The organism is Secundilactobacillus paracollinoides (genome assembly GCF_001702155.1).
GTDB lineage: Bacteria > Bacillota > Bacilli > Lactobacillales > Lactobacillaceae > Secundilactobacillus > Secundilactobacillus paracollinoides.
Map to the genome: position 1 here is coordinate 2820252 of NZ_CP014912.1, position 20192 is coordinate 2840443.

The 20192-nt window shown below is 48.3% G+C and carries 17 protein-coding genes; 3 read left to right on the plus strand and 14 right to left on the minus strand.

Going from position 1 to position 20192, the window contains the following annotated elements; all coding sequences use genetic code 11:
- Positions 1-28: 28 nt before the first annotated feature.
- Entirely contained in the window at positions 29-1378 is a 1350-nt protein-coding gene (locus AYR61_RS12330; protein ID WP_083215557.1) for an MATE family efflux transporter, read from the minus strand.
- A gap of 171 nt (positions 1379-1549) precedes the next feature.
- Positions 1550-3409, minus strand: a complete 1860-nt coding sequence (locus AYR61_RS12335; protein WP_065903247.1) for an FAD-binding protein — start codon at positions 3407-3409, stop codon at positions 1550-1552.
- A gap of 197 nt (positions 3410-3606) precedes the next feature.
- On the opposite strand from AYR61_RS12335, the gene AYR61_RS12340 reads away from it, so the two are divergent.
- Positions 3607-4536, plus strand: a complete 930-nt coding sequence (locus tag AYR61_RS12340; RefSeq protein WP_065903250.1) for a LysR family transcriptional regulator — start codon at positions 3607-3609, stop codon at positions 4534-4536.
- Between the two features lie 82 nt (positions 4537-4618).
- Here AYR61_RS12340 and AYR61_RS12345 read toward each other — a convergent pair whose 3' ends face one another.
- The 4 genes from AYR61_RS12345 to AYR61_RS12360 form a co-directional block, all read right to left on the minus strand.
- Positions 4619-5464, minus strand: a complete 846-nt coding sequence (locus AYR61_RS12345) for an aldo/keto reductase (RefSeq protein ID WP_056987675.1) — start codon at positions 5462-5464, stop codon at positions 4619-4621.
- Between the two features lie 114 nt (positions 5465-5578).
- The gene (locus tag AYR61_RS12350; protein WP_054707187.1) at positions 5579-6547 is read right to left on the minus strand and encodes a DMT family transporter; all 969 of its coding nucleotides are present in this window, start codon (positions 6545-6547) and stop codon (positions 5579-5581) included.
- A gap of 183 nt (positions 6548-6730) precedes the next feature.
- Positions 6731-7597 (minus strand): DegV family protein, encoded by an 867-nt coding sequence (locus AYR61_RS12355; protein ID WP_065903253.1) that lies wholly within the window; start codon positions 7595-7597, stop codon positions 6731-6733.
- Positions 7598-7700: 103 nt separating this feature from the next.
- Positions 7701-8159: a MarR family winged helix-turn-helix transcriptional regulator gene (locus AYR61_RS12360; protein ID WP_054707183.1), complete on the minus strand. Its 459-nt coding sequence runs from the start codon at positions 8157-8159 to the stop codon at positions 7701-7703.
- 613 nt (positions 8160-8772) lie between these two features.
- Here AYR61_RS12360 and AYR61_RS12365 point away from each other — a divergent pair.
- Complete coding sequence (locus tag AYR61_RS12365; protein WP_065903256.1) at positions 8773-10488, plus strand: NFACT RNA binding domain-containing protein; 1716 nt, start codon at positions 8773-8775, stop codon at positions 10486-10488.
- A gap of 66 nt (positions 10489-10554) precedes the next feature.
- On the opposite strand, the gene AYR61_RS12370 is transcribed toward AYR61_RS12365, so the two are convergent.
- The 7 genes from AYR61_RS12370 to AYR61_RS12400 form a co-directional block, all read right to left on the minus strand.
- Entirely contained in the window at positions 10555-13092 is a 2538-nt protein-coding gene (locus tag AYR61_RS12370) for a carbamoyl phosphate synthase preATP-grasp domain-containing protein (protein WP_065903258.1), read from the minus strand.
- Positions 13085-14167 carry a carbamoyl phosphate synthase small subunit gene (locus AYR61_RS12375; protein WP_065903939.1) on the minus strand — a complete coding sequence of 361 codons (1083 nt, stop codon included), beginning with the start codon at positions 14165-14167 and terminating at the stop codon, positions 13085-13087. Before AYR61_RS12375 ends, AYR61_RS12370 begins: the two co-directional genes overlap by 8 nt.
- A 46-nt stretch (positions 14168-14213) precedes the next feature.
- Positions 14214-14750 (minus strand): bifunctional pyr operon transcriptional regulator/uracil phosphoribosyltransferase PyrR, encoded by a 537-nt coding sequence (pyrR, locus tag AYR61_RS12380; protein ID WP_054707177.1) that lies wholly within the window; start codon positions 14748-14750, stop codon positions 14214-14216.
- Between the two features lie 101 nt (positions 14751-14851).
- Positions 14852-15769, minus strand: a complete 918-nt coding sequence (locus tag AYR61_RS12385; RefSeq protein WP_065903261.1) for an RluA family pseudouridine synthase — start codon at positions 15767-15769, stop codon at positions 14852-14854.
- A complete protein-coding gene (lspA, locus tag AYR61_RS12390) occupies positions 15762-16229 on the minus strand; it encodes a signal peptidase II (protein ID WP_404814643.1) in 468 nt (155 codons plus the stop codon). Before lspA ends, AYR61_RS12385 begins: the two co-directional genes overlap by 8 nt.
- Before the next feature lie 307 nt (positions 16230-16536).
- Positions 16537-18195, minus strand: a complete 1659-nt coding sequence (locus tag AYR61_RS12395) for a formate--tetrahydrofolate ligase (RefSeq protein ID WP_054707172.1) — start codon at positions 18193-18195, stop codon at positions 16537-16539.
- Positions 18196-18201: 6 nt separating this feature from the next.
- On the minus strand, positions 18202-18615 hold the full coding sequence (locus tag AYR61_RS12400) for an EbsA family protein (protein ID WP_318529594.1): 414 nt from the start codon (positions 18613-18615) through the stop codon (positions 18202-18204).
- A gap of 29 nt (positions 18616-18644) precedes the next feature.
- Here AYR61_RS12400 and AYR61_RS12405 point away from each other — a divergent pair, with 29 nt between their 5' ends.
- Positions 18645-19058 (plus strand): ribonuclease HI family protein, encoded by a 414-nt coding sequence (locus AYR61_RS12405; RefSeq protein ID WP_065903266.1) that lies wholly within the window; start codon positions 18645-18647, stop codon positions 19056-19058.
- A 15-nt stretch (positions 19059-19073) separates the two neighbouring features.
- Here AYR61_RS12405 and AYR61_RS12410 read toward each other — a convergent pair whose 3' ends face one another.
- On the minus strand, positions 19074-20186 hold the full coding sequence (locus tag AYR61_RS12410; RefSeq protein WP_065903268.1) for an NAD(P)/FAD-dependent oxidoreductase: 1113 nt from the start codon (positions 20184-20186) through the stop codon (positions 19074-19076).
- Between the last annotated feature and the right edge of the window lie 6 nt (positions 20187-20192).

Below are 20192 nucleotides of genomic sequence, written 5' to 3' on the forward strand. Positions count from 1 at the left end.
AAATGATGCGGAGGATATGCTCATCCGGCTACCAGTTTTGGATGACCTTGCCCCGTGGCCCGAATTCGCGCCAGTACAGCAACAGACCAATACAGGCGGTGATCACATCCGCAATGGGTTGTGAAACGATCACGCCTTGGTACCCCATTACTGACGCCACAATGAAGATGACGATGGTAAAGATAAAACCCTGACGTGAAATCGACATGATAAACGCGTCCAGCGGTTGGTTAACCGACTGAAACATCGTGGTAAAGACTAGCGAAATGCCGATAAATGGCGTTGTGGTCAGGAACCAGCGCAACATGTAGCTGGCTGCGTGCACCACGTTTTGGTCCTTCATAAACAGCCCGCATAGCCACGGGGCAATTGCAATCAATCCCAACGCGATGATGAACGCAAAGCCGGCGTTGACCAGAATATCAAATTGAATGATCTTTTTGAGGCGTTCCTTGTTTCGGGCACCATAGTTGTAGCCGATCAGCGCTTGCGACCCAAAACAAAACCCGACCAATACCATCGTCACGATGGTTTCAACTTTGGTGGCAATCCCAAACCCGGCAACTTTGTCAGCGCCATATTTGATCAAGAAGTTGTTCATGAGCGCTGTTCCCAGCATTGTCATAAAGTTAGTGACGGAAGCTGGAATCCCGATCATGAAAACGTCTTTGACTTCCGCGCCTGGAATGTGCATTTTGTGCGGGTTAATGTGGATGTACCGCGCCCGCCGAACCGTGTAGGCAATCAGAATCGAATCCGTGATCAAATAACCGACAACGGTTGCGAGGGCGGCCCCAGCTGCGCCCAAGTGAAAGCCGAAAATAAAGAGCGGGTCAAGGAAAATCTTAAAAACCGTTCCGGAGGCCGTTCCAATCATGAATTGAGTGGCTAAGCCTTCCGTTCGCAGGGTGTTAATGGGCACCAGCGACACAATAATCAAAATACCAGCAGCCGCCATAATCTGGTAGTAAATTGCCGCATACCGGTAAGTTTCCTGTGAGACACCCAGGAGGCCAAGCACCTGTTGTTTAAACACAAATAGACAAATCGTCACAATGACGCCCATCACCAAGGCCGCGTAGAAGCAAAAACTGTTAACCCGTCCAGCCACATCATATTTGCGCTGCCCCAGCAGTCGCGAAATTGCTGAGCTGCCACCCAGTCCAAACATGTCGCCAAGTGCGATCATCATGGAAAATAAAGGCGTACAAATTGTGATGCCGGCAACCAGATTAGCGTTTTGCGTTTGTGCCACAAAAAAGGTGTCCGTCAGGTTATAGATCATGGAAACCACAGTCCCAAAGACCACGGGTAAGGCCAGCGTAAAGTACGCTTTTGGTATCGGGGCCTTTTCAAACAACTCTATGATGAAAATCATCTCCGTAATTTCTTAGTCAATCCTCATTATTATACGCTTATGGCGTGTCAATATAAGGGACTATGCCGCAAAAAAAGAATAAAAAACGTGCAGCTCATTGAAGGTCCTTGGCTGCACGAATTTTTTATTTACTGCATTTTTCAATCAACTGTAACTGACGTGACGCGTCCTTTATAGACTGGGTTGCGCCTTTTTGGCTTTCTGAATCGCATCCTTAACCGCGTTTTTAATGGCTCGGCTGGAAACGGATGCGCCGGTGATACCGTCAACCTCATAGGTGTTGGCAGCAACCATTTTGTCTGGCAGTTTTTTAACGGCTTGACCACCAACTTCGCCGGTTTCACTTTGTGCGACAATTTCGATATTTTGAAGTGTTTCGTTGGCATAGGTGATTCGCACCACAATTTCGCCACCAATACCATCGTTATCAACGCCTAGATATTGGTTGTCACTCAGCGTAATCTGATTTAAATCAATGTCTGGCTTTAAGTCGCTGCTCAACCCATTATGGGCACTGGCACCCGTTGTGGTATCAGTGCTAGCAGCCATCGCAGCGGGCTGGGAATCTGCTTTGGCCTGGGCCGCATTTTCACCGGCAATCTTTCCAAAAATCAAACACTCCGCAAGATTTCCCCCACCTTGATACTGGTTCGCACAGATACCGCCAAGTTCGCCGGCACTATACAGGTGCGGAATGGGTTGGCCAGTTGTGTCCAACACCTCAGCTTGTGCATTTCGACGGGGACCACCCTGAGTATTCAACACGTCGTGGGTCATTTTAAGGGCATAAAATGGGCCGTTGTCAAAGGCTCGCATGGTGTCAGGCTTCCGGTTAAACACGTAGTCGTGACCGGTCTCAGCAAAGTGATTAAAATCGGCGACGGTGTTCGCCAAAATTTCAGTATCGGCACCGATCTTTGTCGCAAGGTCAGTCAGCGTATCAGCTTTAACTAACTGTTGTTCAAAATCTGGGACGGGGACGTTGCCGTTAGTCTGAATTTGATCATACTGTGTTTGATCAAAGACAAGGTATGGGTGCACGTTCGTTCGTGGTACGCGCCAAGTGCCGTGATCGTAAATGTGCCCATGACGATTCGGTTCGGTCTCGTCAAAGTACCGACTGCCATCGTCAGCAACCGTCATGATGCTGCCGTTTGCGATGTCTGGCCATGCTAACAATAGTCGGCCGCGTTCTCCTTCAGGAACCGCGACTGCCATGCCATGCAATAAGCCTAAGGCCTCGTAATTTTGCATGTGCCACATGTCAGCACCGACTTCTTCTCCCATCCGGATGCCGTCACCCTTATTGTAGAGACTGCCAAGCGGTGCAAGATGGTCAGCACCTAGATAATCCTGAACGGCTTGCGGGTCATTTTCAAACCCACCCATGGCCATCACAACACCATTTTTGGCTTGAATGTTGTACAGATGACCATCGCGTTCGATTTGAACACCAATAATGGCCTTGGTATCTGGATCTTGGATCAGGTGTTTGGCCGGTGAACTGAACCAGACGGTAATCTTATCCGTTCGCGAGATAACCTGTTGCCGAAGATTCTTCCAAAGTGCCGCGTCAAATAGGCCGTGGTGAACCGTCGTGAAATCATAAGCCTCTTGACCTTCGTACTCAGGATATTCGTGAACTGCGCTGTCCAAAGGTAATGGCGCGTCCACACTTGTAAAGTCGTTTTTAACACTGACGGGTTCAACGCCGAGATATTTTTTAACATAGTCGCGCATATGGGCCATCCCGTCGACGAAGGTGTCAACCATGGTCTCATCGAGCGCCATCGGGTACGTCAATCGCTGGTAGTATTTTTTACCAGCCTCAGCCGTGTCAACGGTGCCTATCAGCTGGGCAGAATATCGTGTATTCCCACCTTCATGTCCATTGGGTGCTGAATCAGTTAACAGCACCGACGCCCCAGCATCTGCGGCAAATCTGGCCGCCGTTGCACCGGCACCGCCAAAGCCTAAAATTACGGTGTCGAAGGTTTGATCCCAATTGAGTTGTGATGCTTTTGCTAACATAGTTAAAACCTGCCTTTCAGCAATCCTTGTTTTTATTTTCACAATAATGGTTTGGAACACATCACACCATTACTATAAACCTATTATGAATCCGCTTTCCAAAAATTGGAAATAACTTTTTATTTTTGTAGTATTACTGTTTTGTAATCGGTTTTATCCTATACTGACACTAGTTAACATAGATAGGAGGAATTGTTGTGGGAAATAGATTGCTTGTTTTTCTCGAGGCCATCCAGTCACATTCAAGTATGACGAAAGCTGCACAATCTTTGTTTGTTTCACAGCCCTATATTAGTCGCGTCATTAAAACGGCGGAGGCGCAGTACCAAATTACATTAGTCGATCGTGACCATCGGCCCATTCAGCTTACATACGCTGGCGAGCGGTTATTGACCTACCTTAAAAGTGCCGAGCACTTGAACCAAGCCATGGTGACTGAGATGACACAACTGAAGGAAACTGAATCGCAAACGATCACGCTTGGCATTACGCCACCCGCTGCGATGGCCTGGTATCCAGATACGTTACCAGCCTTCTACAGCCGGTTCCCGAACATGCGAACCCGCATCATCGAAGTCAGTACTTCTGAGGCAGAAAAACAACTCGTTGACCGTCAATTAGACTTTTTTATCGGAAAAACGATTCATAAACCGCAAGTTGTTTCTCTTCCGTTGACCACGATTGCGCTATCATTAGTTATCCCAGCAACGTTTGATGACTTTCAACCGGGCAAATTCTGGCGACCATTTTCTGCTGATGTGTTGACCCACCTCAATGGCCAACCCTTTATTCGGTCAATAGGTGAGTCACGGATGCAGGAGATGATCGATCACTATTTTTCAGATCAGGGCGTGCAAACCATTCCGTTGATCGAGGTAGAAAATTTGTTATTTGCGTTACATCTCGTATTAAAGGGACTTGGGTGCACAATTGTTTCCACAGCGATGTTGACGCGTTTATCGACAGCTCAACGCGCGACGATAAATGCGTTTAAACTGCCCATCTCGCAGCTCAGTGTGGACTTTAGCGCCTCCTATCACCGTAACCATCAACTCTCGGGACCGTTAGAATTTCTTGCCCAGCAAGCCCAACAAAAGTTTACAGCTGATATTTTACGCCAGTCTTGACTGGGTACTGAACATCGAAAAAACGCCATCTCAAAGATCGAGTTAGACTTTTGAGGTGGCGTTATTTTGTTTAAATCTATGCCTATTTTGTACTCATTTTACTTAACACATCAAAATCTGCGTCGCTTAACGCAATATTTTGAGCTGCAACGTTACTGATGACGTGTTCACTTGACGAAGTTCCTGGAATTGGCAGGATGACCTCAGACCGCTTTAATAGCCAAGCCAAGGCAATTTGTGACGGTGTTGCGTCGTATTTCTTGGCAATTGTTGTCAATTGACTGTCGTCCGTCAGTTTACCAGTCGCTAATGGGAACCAAGGAATGAACGCAATGTGATTCTCGTCCGCATAGTTCAGCACATCTTCATCCGCACGATCGATTAAATTATAGCGGTTTTGAACTGACACGATCGGCGTGATCTTTTGTGCCGACTTCAGCTGATAAATGGAGACCTGACTCAAGCCGATATGCTTGATCTTTCCCTCCTGCTGCATTTTTGCCAGTTCACCGATCTGGTCTTCTAACGAGTAGTTGGCATCGATGCGGTGCAGCTGCAACAGATCAATGTGGTCCAAGCCCAAGGAGAACAGGTTTTCTTCAACTTGTTGACGCAGGTAGGCTGGATTGCCTAATTCGGTCCATTCACTGGGTCCCTGACGCGTAAACCCAACTTTGGTGGCCACCAGAACATGGTTGTCAGGGCGTTGTGCTAGCGCTCTTTTCAGGTAGATGTTGGCAAAGAGCGGGCCATATGAATCCGCCGTATCGATAAAGTCGACGCCGTGGTCGATTGCTGTTGTAATGACGTTCACGGCGTTTGCTTCATCATCAGCTGGCCCCCAGACACCCGTGCCAGGCAGTTGCATGGTCCCAAATCCTAGCCGGTTGACCGTAATCTCGTCATCAAATTTGAATGTTAAGTTCATATCAGTTCCCCTTTTTAAAATGCGCTTAGTTTAGTGGCTAGGTCTAGTTTACGCCTAACCCGGGTGGCCATTTCAAGTCAGGTCCCCTGTATCTTGTTAAAACTTTAACTTTTACTATACCAGTCGGATGAGCACAACGCCAGCAACCATCACGATCAAACTGACAAGTTGCCAAACGGTGACGCGATTTTGCTTAGCCCCTAACCAGCCGAATTGATCGATCAACAGGCCGCCAGCCATCAACCCGATCAACGTAATCACAACGGCCAGTCCAGTCCCGATAACCGGAACGAGATAGACGTTTGCGAGCACAAACAACGCACCGATGAGGCCGCCGATCCACATCCACCACGGATGATGTTCAGTCCGTAAACTGTGTAAATGAAATGGTGGCCGTAAGATCAACACGATGATCAGCAGCACGACTGTTCCGACAAAGAACGAGACGAACGCCGCCTGGATTTTTGACTGCAACACGGCACCGAGGTAGCCGTTGATTGCTGTCTGCGAAGCGCTCAACATTCCGGCAAAAACACCAAGCAGACGCCAAAGCCACGCTTCGATACCGTGCGCTTCAGTCGTTTCCGAGATGGGGGCTGCACCTTCTTGATCCAAAACTTCATGACCTTCAGCAATCCCACGTTTGCCGGCGACAGTCCCAATGACACCAAGAATGACCAACAGTGCACCTGAGGCACTAACTAGCGTGATGTGGCTGATCGGTGAATGAAACCAACCGTAGTTATCGATAGCTAGTCCGGCGATGATCTGGCCCAGAACCGGCATGATCACTATCTGAACGCTGCCGAGCTTTGGAAATAACAAGATATTTCCGGTTAAATAAACGACACCAAATAGTCCGCCAAACCACAGCCAGATGGGTTCAGATGTCAGCAGCGACGGTAAAAATACCAATGTATGAACGACGATTAAACTCATAATGGCTAAAAAAATCGTGCCAACGGAAAACGAAATAAATGATGCTGAAAATGGGGACCCTAAAACGCTGCGTAAGCGGGAATTGATACTCGTTTGAATCGGTAACCCCACGCCAACGGCCAGGGCAATGATAATGGCGAACACGGTGTCGCCTCCAATCTTATTGTGATGCCAAATTATAGCGCCATCGTAACCTTAATGCCAGTAGTTGTTATTTGTAATGATCATCTGCTAAAGCGCATTGTGACCAAACATCAAAACCACAGACCGACTGGGGCGCTGTGGTTTTGAGAGATGTTTCATTTAAATAAGTGCTAATACCAATATTTAGGCTTTATAGATATCTTTGAGCCAGGCCAAGGCTAATGACTTTTCGCCCAGATGGGTTCCGATAACCGGACCAAAGTAACCTGTTTCAATTTTAACTTGCGGAAATTTTTCATGAATTGTTTTTAGCCAATTATTCCCGCCATCAGGGTCGTTCCCGTTGATGACAATGGCCCGCAACGGGTAATCCACTTTGCTGACAGCTTCACTGAAGATCTCTTCGACCCGGGTCAGCGCTTTTTTACGCGACCGCACTTTTTCAAACGCCACAATTTCGTGTGTTTCATCATCGAAGGTCAACAGCGGCTTAATTTTTAAAATGCTGCCAATAAACGCAGACGCATTTGACAGCCGACCACCGCGAACAAGGTGTTGGAGATCATCCACGATGAAGACTTCGTCAATGGTGGACCGAACGTCATCCAGCCGGGCAATAATTTGATCTGCATCGGCGCCCTTATCAGCCATCCGAGCCGCTTCAATGGCTAAATACCCCATCAGCTTAACGGTAATTTGGGAGTCGTAAACGATCACCTTCGTATTTGTCAGCTGACTGTTGACGTCTCGCAACGAATTCACAAATCCAGAGATGGTACTTGCGAGATGAATACTGATGATCGTATCGTATCCCTCATCGCCCAGCTGTTGATAGAGCTGAATCATTTCACCCATTGGGGGTTGCGACGTGCTTGGAAAGGATTTTGAATTCCGCAATTTCTCCCAGAATTCATCCAGTGTGATATCAACGCCCTCATTATAGGAACGGCCGTCGATGACAACCGGAATGGGCACAACATGAATGTGGTAACGTTCAACTTCCTCTGTTGATAAATAGCTGGTACTGTCTGTGACCACAGCTATTTTCATACAAAACACCCGTTTCTTTAGTTAAATTTCAATTTATTAAATGCTGTCATAAATGATATGTAACCCATTCTAACAGGTTTGCGGTCAAATTGCTAAACCTGCGCTAAGAATGCGTTTTCTCGTCCGCTGTGTCTTCCCCCGAAGTCACAGTGGCTTTTTGCAGACTACGATCCAGCCGCTTTAACATGATGCGCAACATCTCCTGCTCATCGTTTGGCCAGTAGTGAAAAATGGCATCGACAAGTGTGTCGTACGCCTGGTTGATCCCCGTCAGCGCATCTTGCCCCGTTGTGGTCAAAGCATATTCAAGCTGTCGACGATCTTTCCCAACGGCGGTCTTGCTGACCAGTTCCTTGGTGGATAAGTTTTTGAGCTGGCGACTCAGCGTTGACGTGTCGAGCTGCAAGGCACCTGCCATCGCATCCTGTGTAATAATGTTCGCGTCGATCTGACGCAGTAACTTCCACTCCGCAATCGTGACGTGGTACTTTTTCGTGATCTTGGTCGTCTGCTGCTGCAGATTCTTTGCCGATGTATTTAAAATATCTAGGATATTGTCCAATAAAAGCCCCTCCCTTGTGATGCAGTATGTGCTGATTGTATTATACATCTTTTTGTGGGATGTGCCTAGTCGGTTGTCTGTGAGATGGCTTTGGGGTGCGGGTTGTAGTGTGCAAAAGGCGGTTGTGGGTGGTGGTGGAATTGGGGTTATCGTGGATTGTTTGGCGCTGGGTAGGTGCTTTGTTGGCTTCTACGTTTTTGGGGTTATTGGTGGTGTTATTGAGTAGGATGCGTGTGTTGACTGGAGCGTCTGGGGGATTGCATTGGTGCGTTTTAACAGTGATTGTTCTTTTTTATGCTGTATTTCACAGAGCGTTGAGTGGCTATGTTGGGCCAGCCTTTTTTGTGGCCATAGTGTTTATGCGTCGGTGTTCTTCCTATTTACGTTGACTAAACGAGTTTCGCAAGGCTGAGCGCTACTGCATAAGTAACTCTGGTCAAAAAAGTCAGGCCCGGACTTTTCTGACCAGAGTTACTTATGCTCCGCCCTCAAAACGCCTTGCTCCGCTCTCTGACCACTTTCCTTGCCACTCCCCACCCAAATCTGTATACTAGTGTACGTATGCGAAAAAATGACCGTATAACTCTTTTCTATTTATTAAGGAAGTGAACACATGTCTTTTGATGGTGTATTTACCCATGCTATGGTTGGTGAACTGAATCAGACGCTTGCTGGTGGCCGGGTCTCTAAGGTGAATCAACCTTACGACAACGAAATTATTTTAACCATTCGTGCAAACCGGACCAGTTACCCCCTCTTGTTATCAGCGAACCCAACCTTTGCACGTATTCAAACGACGCAAATTCCGTACGTTAACCCCGTGGTGCCGACAAACTACACCATGATGATGCGTAAGTATCTCAGCGGTGCCATTTTAAGCAGTGTCACCCAACCCGCTAACGACCGGGTCGTGAACTTAGACTTCACCAGTCGAAATGAATTAGGTGATCAGATTAATCTTCGCCTCATTATTGAAATTATGGCGCGGCATAGTAACGTCATTTTAATCGACACCAGCGACATGACCATCTTAGATGCCATTAAACACGTGCATCCTGACCAGAATCGTTACCGGACACTGTTACCTGGCGGGACCTATATTAATCCCCCGGCGCAGGATCTTCGTGATCCCTTTACCGGCCCTGTTGAGGTGCTGACAGCCCTAGTCAAAGATTACCCAAACGAAACGGTGTTGGCGCAACAACTGCAAAAAACGTATCAGGGTCTTGGCAAGGACACTGCGCTTGGACTCGCCCGTCAGTTGCACCAATCCACTGACAGTGACGCTGAATTTACAGCATTCTTTAAGCGCTTTGAAACACCGGAACCGACCCTTGTTGTGACTGCCAAGAATAAAACGAGTTTCACTGCCTTCCCTTATATTGAAGACGATGGCACGACGACCCAATCCTTCAACACGTTGAGTAGCCTGCTTGATTTCTACTATCAGGACCGGGCCGAACGTGACCGGGTCCAGCAACAAGGCAGCACGTTGATTCACGTGGTTAAAAACGAGCTCAAAAAGAATCGGACTAAGCTCAAAAAGCTTCAACAGACCATGGCCGCAACTGAGAATGCAGATGAGTTCCGAATCAAGGGCGAGCTGTTAACGACATACTTACATCAGGTTGAACGGGGAATGACCAGCATTTCACTGCCGAACTTCTACGACAATGAAAAACCGATGACGATTTCCTTATCAAATCAGATCAGTCCCTCGCAAAATGCGCAAAAATACTTCAAGCGTTACAACAAGCTGAAGAATGCGGTGCAGTATGTGACGGAGCAGATCGATAAAACCAACGCTGAGATCACCTATCTTGATAACATTCAATCGCAAATCGAACTTGCTGCGCCGAAGGATCTCGCTGATATTAAGCTGGAACTGCAACAGGGCGGCTATCTGCGTGACCACGAGCACCGGAAGAATCAAAAGAAGAAGCGCCAACGCGTGTCGAAACCAGAGATCTTCCAGGCTGAAGATGGGACCAAGATCGAGGTCGGGAAAAACAATCTGCAAAATGAACAGTTGACCCTGCATAGTGCAGCCAAAACTGATATTTGGCTGCACGTTAAGAACATGCCTGGCTCGCACGTAATCATCCATGACGCCAATCCGTCTGATGAAACGCTGCTTGCAGCAGCCAACATTGCAGCTTACTATTCCAAGGCACGCCAATCCAGCTCTGTTCCAGTAGACTATGTTCAGGTCAAACGGATTAAGAAACCGAATGGCACCAAACCGGGCTATGTGATTTATGAAGGCCAAAAAACGTTGTATGTAACGCCTGATCGTGCCTTTGTTGAGGGCCGCATGGTGAAACAATAAAATGAGGTAACCGGTTCAAACCAAAAAGAGATGCCACTATGGCATCTCTTTTTGGTTACTCTGCATTTAGTCAGTCTTATCTTGATCTGCTAAAACCGCCTGCGAATGACTCCCAAACGCAATTTGTCCCCCCACCTCCTGAGTGGTCAGCCCAAGTTGTGTTGGTAATTGCAACTGTTTGAACGGGAACGTCCCCTGAACGGTTGCAACGCGGTCAGAATGAATATCAAGCGGCAAGTTTGCGATTAAATTTTCGTCAATTTCACCAAGTGCTTGCCGAATCAACATCCGGACCCAGTTGATGCCGGTGACTTTATTCAAGTAGGCAATCGTTGTTAACCGAGTTGGTCGAACACCGGCAAAGGCGGGTTGACCATTACTAATTGTATATAGCATTTGGACTAACCCGGTACGTGGATCGTTCATGAGGTAGTTAGTTGCATGCTGCAAAATGTGATCTAACTGAGTATCATCAATTTCGGCTGGCGTTTTCATGACAGTGATTTGATCAAATGTTGTGGCCATTCCCTGGTCAGAACGCAGGTCACTCACCAAGATCGGCACGATGTGATCTCTCGTAATAAAGAGATCCAACCCAATCGTTGCGTAGTTATTAACAAGTTCACTGCGTTTCTCCTGGTCGGGCGGTAACACCGCGATGCGCAGATGACGGCGTCGCAATTCGCGTGTCAGATAGTGCCGGTTACCGGGGACAAAAATAATCTCCGGTCGCTCGATTGCAATCACATTGAGCACGTCACCCAACTGAATCGGATCAATGTACTGTTTGTCCGTTAACGTCGCGACTAACGAAGCAGCGTTTGGATTCGTGTTCATAATGATGGTCTTGTACCCGGACTTACGGAGTTGATTAAGCATGCTCGTCGTAAAATAGTCCGCCGAGGCGTTGGGTCCTAACTGATTGCCACCGCGACCTAACACAAGTGCACTATGGTCAGAAAGGCAGTTGGATTCATTTTCGAATTCAAACGTGCTGTAGTAGCCAGTCGATTCGGCTAAAAATTCGGCAGCAGTGGGTTCAATCCCCTTGTAGGTGGGGACGACGTCGTGGTTGCGCCCGAGTTGACGGACATTGTCGATGTCCGTTCGCCACAGACGGGCGATCATCCCATCGCCAAACCCGTAATAACGCCCCTTTTTCAGTGACTTAGCGCCCATCGGATTATCCTTGATCTCAATTTCAATATCGAGGATATGCTTCAGCTTGTAAAAGAAGAACGGATCAATTTTGGTGAGTTCGTTAAGTTCATCAACTTGGTAGCCGCGTCTTAACGCTTCCAATAACACGAGTATCCGTGATGCCAAGGGATGAATTAACTGTGAGATGATCTGCGAATCAGACAAGTTACTCATTGAAGGCAGTTCATCCTTAGGACTAAATTGAGAGGAACGCAATGCCTTTAGAATGGCTTCTTCAGCACTGCGCCCGATACCGATTGTCGAGCCGACTGACCGCATAACAGTGCCAAGGTGGCGATCAGCGTTGGGAATATCTTCAAACGGCCAGATTGGGATTCGAACGACGACGTGATCAACCGTCGGCTCCAGTAATGCCGTTTGCCGAAAATGAAAGATCTCTGGCAACCGCACTTCAGTGAGTTTGAGGTTGAGGTATAAGCTCGCCGCTACCGTCGCAATCGGATAGCCAGTCGCCACCGCTGCCAGCGCCGTCCCCCGATCGTTGTAGGGGGTCACTTTTGTCACGTAAAAGAGTTCTTTTTGCGCATCGAGCGCAAAATGAATATGGCTGACACCTGTAAAATTAAACTTGTTGTTGATGGCAAACGTCATGTCGCGCAATTGCTGATATTCAGTGTTCGTCAACGTCTGTGTGGGCACAACGACCATTGAATCACCAGAGTGAATGCCGATAGGATCGATGTTTTCCAGCCCTGCAATCAGGACTTGCGTGCCCGTGAAATCACGAATCGCCACCATTTCAATTTCTTTATAGCCCACAATACTCTGTTCGATCAGACATTGGCTAAACCGGGACCAGGCAAACCCCTGGGTCACCGCGTTGATCAGGTCATCTTCGTTGTCGCAAAGAATTCGGTTTGTATCGAGCTTTGGCGCCACTGGTTTAACGATGACCGGGTAGCCGATCCGCATCGCCACACTAACGGCCTCATCAAGCGTGCCAACCGTTTCTGAGGAAATGACGGGTGCGCCGATCTGTTGCAAAACGTCATTAATGCGGTCTGGGTTGTTCACGTCAACCATGGATTCGGATGGGATGCCCAAAAAGCGGACCCCATTATCGCTTAACACACCGTTTTCTTGCAGTTCCTGGACCACACTGATGGCTAAAACCCCACCAACCGTTGGCAGAATAGCATCGGGATGCTCTTTTTCAATGATCCGTTGCACGTTTTCCACCGTTACCGCTTGGATAAACATGTTGGTGGGTTGCACGCGTTCAAGGGCAACTGAAAATGGATTGTTATCGATCAGTAATGTTCGAATACCCAGTTTCTGAAACGCCTGGATCATTTGTAATGTGGCCGCGTCCAGCTCTGTTTCGTGGCCAATTTCCGTTGGACCGCCACCGATTATTAGAATTTTTTGAATATCGTTATCCATGTAGACCCTCTCGTGTGCCCATTATTTCAATAAATTCATCGAAGAGATCGACCGAATCGTTTGGCCCCGGTGCGCCATCTGGGAAAAACTGCACTGAAAAAGCCGAGAAATCTCGGTGCCGCAGTCCCTGAATACTACTGTCGATCAAATCGCGGTACGTGGTGATCAACCGGTCGCGGTCAACCGACTCGCCATCAACGACGTATTCTTGACCCTCAAGCGCATAAATGATCTCGTTGGTGATAATTTTACGAATCGGGTGACTCGCACCGTGGTGTGCCACCGGCAGCGCCGTGATCTCGGCACCATTTGCCAGCGCAAAAAGTTCGTGTCCCAACCCAATCGCGAATAGAGGTACGCGTTCTTGAATCGTTCTGATCATGTCCAAAACGCTCTCAGGTAAGTCTAACGGTGACCCTGGACCAGTCGACAAAATGACGCCGTCCGGATCAAGGCTGATGATCGATTGGGCATCCGTCTTCCAAGGCAGAACGGTGACGTTACAGTTCCGTCGCGACAACTGCCTCAGGATCCCGTGCTTTAACCCAAAATCGACAACCACAACGTTATACCCGCTGTTGGGGTTGGGGTACGGCGCCGGAGTGGCCACTTGGGCGACTTGCTGATTGGTCAGTACCGTGGCGTGCAGCTGGTCAAACGCGTGGTCGTCATCCACATCTACAATGCTGCCCTTCATCGTCCCGTTCTTTTGAATCTGACGAATCAGATGGCGGGTATCGATCCCGCTGATGCCCGGAATGTTGTGTTGTTTTAAAAACTGGTCAAGGGACAGGGAACGCTGCCGGTTTTTGGAGATATCCGATACATCACGCACGACCATCCCCTTGGCTGTTGGCAAAATTGATTCATAACTGTCATGAGTGATGCCGATGCTGCCAATAGTTGGTTGTGAAAAAACAATAATCTGGTTGTGGTAGATCTGATTGGTCACAATTTCTTGGTAGCCCAACATACTGGTATTAAACACAAGTTCACCAGTGGTTGTGGCGCCTGCACCAAAGCCTTCACCCGGGTACGATGACCCGTCTTCAAGTATTAAAAATCGTTGTGCCATCATACATCAGTCCATTCTTGTAAACACCAAATAAACCGGTGCTTTTTTAACGATCAATAATTTCAACACTGTCTTGACCGTCAATTTCTGTGACGGAAACCTTAATGCGTTCAGATTGAGAACTGGGAATGTTTTTGCCAACAAAGTCAGCACGAATCGGCAGTTCCCGGTGACCGCGATCAACTAAAACAGCCAGGTTGATCTGTTCTGGCCGGCCAAGATCCATAATGGCGCTCATTGCGGCCCGAATAGTACGGCCAGTATACAGCACATCGTCCACTAGGATCACTTTTTTATCTGTAATGGGAAAATCAATTTTAGAGACTGTGACCGTTGGATCGATTTCTTGACTATCATGCTCGATGTCGTCGCGATACTTTGAAACGTCCAATTCCCCAACCGGAACCGTTGCGTTTTCTAACTGTTTTAAGCGACTTGCGATACGTTGTGCCAAGTAGATACCTCGTGTTTTGATGCCCAGAATGACGAGGTTGTCGATTCCCTTATTCCGTTCAATGATCTCATAGGTGATCCGGGTGAGTGCCCGTTGCATTGCCATTGCGTCTACAACTACTTTTGCCATGAGTTGCCTCCTTAAGAATTTAGGTACTGCTTATTTAAGCGAAACTGTGTTGACGTGAGTATTCAGCCTCAAGTTTAGCATAAAAATTGGGTTTTGCACTGTCAATGCAAGCCAGGTGTCTGTTCGCGTAATCGTCGCAGAACCCGTTCAAAATCATCTGGTAAAAGCGCTTCAAACACAAGCTGTTTGCCCGTTACGGGATGCTTAAACCCTAGTTTCTTTGCGTGCAGGAACTGTCCACTGCCGTTAATCGTTTTACGTGGGCCATAGAGAGGATCACCGGCTAAAGGATGGCCGATGGATTTCATATGCACTCGGATCTGGTGGGTTCGACCAGTTTCGAGCCAGCAAGAGATCAACGTATAGTTGAGGTAGCGTTCTAACACCTTAAAATGGGTCACCGCGTGCCGGCCGTCAGCAACGATTGCCTGTCGCTTTCGATCCTTGGGTGACCGTCCCAACGGTGCGTCGATTGTGCCCTCATCTTGCTTGATGACACCGTGGACTAACGCAATGTACTCGCGTAGATTTGTTTTATTTTTTAGCTGGGCTGCGAGGCTGCGATGCGCGTTGTCATTTTTGGCAACCATCAACAACCCGGATGTATCCTTATCGATTCGATGCACGATTCCAGGGCGGTACGTGCCGTTGATCGTCGAAAGCGGCGAGTGGTATAACAGCGCGTTGACCAGGGTATGGTCAGGGTGCCCCGGTGAGGGATGAACCACCATCCCTGCATGTTTGTTGACCACGATCACGTCGTCGTCCTCGTAAACAATATCGAGGGGAATATTTTCCGGCTCTAGATCGAGCGCGACCGGATCTGGAATGGTGATCACAACCTCATCACCAGGCTGCACGGGGTACTTGGGCTTCGTTAGGTTGCCATTAACCGTGACGTTGCCCTTATCAATGGCTTCCTTGAGTTGTGAACGACTCTCATCAGCCATCAGGTTGCTGAGCACCTTATCCAAGCGGCCAGTTTCGGTCGTGATTTTAAATGTTTCTTGGCTACTCATGTGAAGACCCCGTTCTGTCGCGGCGGTCCTCCAGCAGAATGGCAATCATCAGGACAATGACACCAACCGTTAAACAACTGTCCGCAAAATTAAAAATCGGAAACGAAATAAAGTCTAGTTGGAACATGTCGACCACGAACCCTTGACGTATCCGATCCACAAAGTTACCAAGCGTCCCCGCAATCATCAAAGCGAGTCCCAGTTCGTACCGCCAATCCGTGCGGTAACGAATGAGAAAATAGATCAAGACTGCCAGTGCGATGATTGACACGATGTAAAAAAACCACTGCTGACCTTCGAGCATACTCCAAGCTGCCCCATTATTACGCAGATAGGTGAGCGATAGAACCCCAGGAATCACCTGATGGACTGCCCCCAAGGCAATGTGCGCCACAACTGCGTATTTAATCCACTGATCGATCAGAAATAAAACGATGATCAAAACTGTAACTGATCCGATTATCAACGCACCGAACTCCCTTTTTGAATTATTTATCTATTATAGCAGACCCCGGCTTATCCAGCCACGGTGCTGTATTATTCTAGTTGATTTTCCGTTGGTAACTGATCTAGCTGTGATTTTTCGTTGGCGGGGCCTTTTCCTTGCCTAGTATTATGTGAGACGTTGAAATACTTAAATTTCTAGTTTGGATTGTCGAAACGTGTCCCCGCATGCCGAGACCGGCTTACGCCACTAGCGCCAGTTCAACCCAAAATAAAAAGCCCCTAAAGACAGCGGCTTTTTAGTGTGTAAATGATATTAATCGTTAGAACAACCCGGTGATCTTGCCATCAGCATCGATGTCCATGTCCAATGCTGCCGGGTGTTTTGGTAGGCCAGGCATCGTTAAGACATTGCCTGTCATTGCCACGATGAAACCAGCGCCCAGCTTGGGGACAAATTCGCGGACGTGAATGGTAAACTCTGTTGGTGCACCAAGCGCCTTCGCGTTGTCCGATAATGAATACTGCGTCTTTGCCATGCAAACTGGCAGCTTATCCCAACCCTGCTTTTGGAAGGTCTTTAACTGGCGTTTAGCCTTGGGTTCCAGTTCAACGTCGCGACCGCCATAAATATTTTGAACGATTTTAGTCATCTTGGTCACCAAGTCATCGTCGGAATCATAGAGTGGCTTGAAGGTTGATGGTTCGTCAGCAGCTGCCACAACGGCATCTGCCAAATCAAGTGCGCCACCACCCCCGTTTGCCCAAACTGTGGTATCAAAGGCTTGTACGTGGAGTTCATCCTTAACGTAGGCCAATAACTGATCGATCTCGGCATCCGTATCACTCGTAAAACGGTTCACAGCCACGATTACGGGCACACCGTAGCGACTCATGCTTGTCACGTGACGTTTCAAGTTTTCCGAACCGGTTGCTAACGCAGCCAAGTTCTCTTCCTGCAAATTGTTCTTATCCACGCCACCGTTGTACTTTAACGCGCGAACGGTTGCAACGATCACGACTGCATCCGGTGTTTTGCCAAGAACCGGGGTCTTAATATCCATGAACTTTTCGCCGCCAAGATCAGCACCAAAGCCGGACTCGGTAACCACGTAGTTTGCGAGGGCTAAGGCTGACTTAGTTGCAATGACGGAATTACAGCCGTGGGCGATGTTTGCAAAGGGGCCACCATGGATAATGGCTGGGGTGTGTTCGATCGTTTGGACAAGGTTTGGCTTGATGGCGTCCTTTAATAACAACGCGATCGCACCACCGACTTTTAAGTCTGCTACGGTCACTGGGTCCTTATCGTAGGTGTATCCGATCACAATCTTATTAATGCGCGCTTTCAAGTCTGCGAGGTCCTTGCTCAAACATAAAATTGCCATTAATTCACTCGCAACAGTAATGTCAAACCCATCCTGGCGTGGAATTCCTGAGGTACGACCGCCTAACCCAATGACCGTTTGCCGAAGTGCACGGTCGTTAATATCGATCACGCGCTTCCAAATCACCTGGCGTGGATCAATGTTAAGCTCGTTGCCCTGCTGAATGTGGTTGTCGATCAGTGCTGACAAGGTATCGTGGGCCTCCGTTAATGCGCCCATGTCCCCAGTAAAGTGCAGGTTGATATCTTCCATTGGAATAACCTGCGCATACCCGCCACCCGTGGCACCACCCTTGATGCCCATGACGGGCCCCAGGGATGGTTCACGTAATGCAATCGCGACCTTTTTGCCCTGACGCTGCAGTGCATCACCTAGACCAACAGTAACGGTTGACTTGCCTTCACCCGCTGGCGTAGGGTTAATGGATGTGACCAGGATCAGTTTTGACGTGCTGGCATCCCCAGTAACGGGGAGTTTAATTTTCGCTTTTACAGCACCATACTGTTCGATTTGGTCGGCTGACAGGTCTAATTTACCTGCAATTTCTGTAATGGGTGCTTCAGTAGCTGCTTGTGAAATTTCAATATCATTCAATGTGGTTTACCCCTTTTGTGAAATTTGTGCCTCTTGAATCAAGTTATTGAGTTCAATCACTGAGTTTACTGGTAATAAGAACTGATAGATCTTCCCGCCATAAACAAATCCTAAACGGTACTTAGACGCGTGGACATTGTGCACATCGCTGAGGCGAATCTGTACCCAATTATGGTTAAGGATTCGGCTCACACGGATCACGCCATTTTCAAGATAAATGTGGCGATAATGGATCTGCGCCCACACCAGCACGATAAAAATGACACCAATCACCCATGGGATCCAGTAATGATTTGAAAGTTCCAGTGCTAAAATAATACTTAAACAGAGCACCACGACCGTCCAACTCCATAAAATGATCGCAGACAAGGGGCCAGGCTGGTACAAGAATTGACGTTTTTGCTTTGAAATAATGGGAATCTCTTCCTTTCGAAAGGTGGTTTAAACCAATGTTTACTTTATATACAGATGCCGCAACCGACAGTGATCGTATTTTAAGTGCCGCCGGTATTTTGATTCTTCATGATGGACAGCAGACGCAACTTAAGGCGGTCCTGCCGGATGGTGACAATCATCAAGCTGAATTTCACGCAGCTATTACGGGCTTTGAAAAACTCGTCACGATTGCTGGTGATTCGGCGACGGCGTCAAGCGTTTTGTATTATACAGATAGCAAGATTGTCGCCGATAGTGTCGCAAAACAGTATGCAAAACACTATCAACCGCTCGTCGATCAGTTACTGGCGTTGCAAGCGAAGTTTAGCGTCGTCGTGACAAACTGGGTGCCTGAAAAACAGAATCAGGGTGCCCACAATTTGGCGCAACAGGCGTTAAAACAGCACCGCGCCGACGTCGACCGCTAACTGTACCCTGACGTGCTATGAGAAGTAATTTGCCAGGTTCTTTTCATACTTGCTCCAGTCGGGTTGACCGCCATAGATAGCTGTACCGGCTAATAGTCTGCCAATCATCGGTCCCGTTGTTAGGCCGGATGCCCCTAATCCGCTAGCCACCAAGATCTTAGGGTGTTTCGGTAACCGGCCAAAGAACGGTGAATGATCCTCGGTGTAAGCCCGGGTGCCGACCTTGGCCTCCGCAATACTGTCAGCCGTCAAGCCTGATACAAAGCGTTGAGCGCTTCCCAGCAGATCCTGAGTAGCCTCGTCAGTAACGCTCAGGTCATACTTTCCTTCGTCATCGTGGGTCGCGCCAACGATCAGTTCGCCGTGGCCGAGCGGAATCACGTCCCGTTCGCCCTCCGGCATCAGTACCGGCATGTTTTCATAATCTTGGATATCCTGCACGTTTAGCCGAATAAGTTGGCCCTTTTGTGGGCGGACCGCAACTTTAATGCCTAACGGCGCAACTAAATCAGGTAACCAGGCACCAGCCGCAAGAATCAGTTCGTCAAATCGTTTTAACCCTGCTGGCGTGATCACGCGACCCGCTTCGTCAAGTTGGACGCGGCCATGCTTCACTGTGAGGTTGACTTGACTGGCCTGCTGAAGCAGCTCGGTTACAAATTTAGCCCCATCGATACGGGCACCGCCACTCACCAACACGCCTGGCTGTCCTTTTGACAGAAGCGGAATTTTCTCCTGGACTTGTTCAGCAGTGAGTTGTGCGATCTCACCCATATCGGGATCATCCGCCGCCCGCTGTTTAGCCAGTTCCCATAATTTCGACATATCCGTCGGGTCCGTTCGTGTAATGATCGTTCCGGTCTGAGCATACACATCCGTGGCCAAATTAGCTTGACGCGCCAGCTGCATTAACAGTGAAGCACCATCCTTAGCGAGCTGATACCACTGGGAATTGCGACGCTTTGACAGCCACGGTGAAATGATTCCGGCAGCTGCGGAGGTTGCTTGACCAGTCCCGTCATCGTACAGGGTCACTTCAAGTTGATCATGACCAGATAACGTGCTGAGATAGTACGCAGCACTGGCACCAACGATACCGCCGCCGATAATTGCAATTTTTCGTTTCATAACATG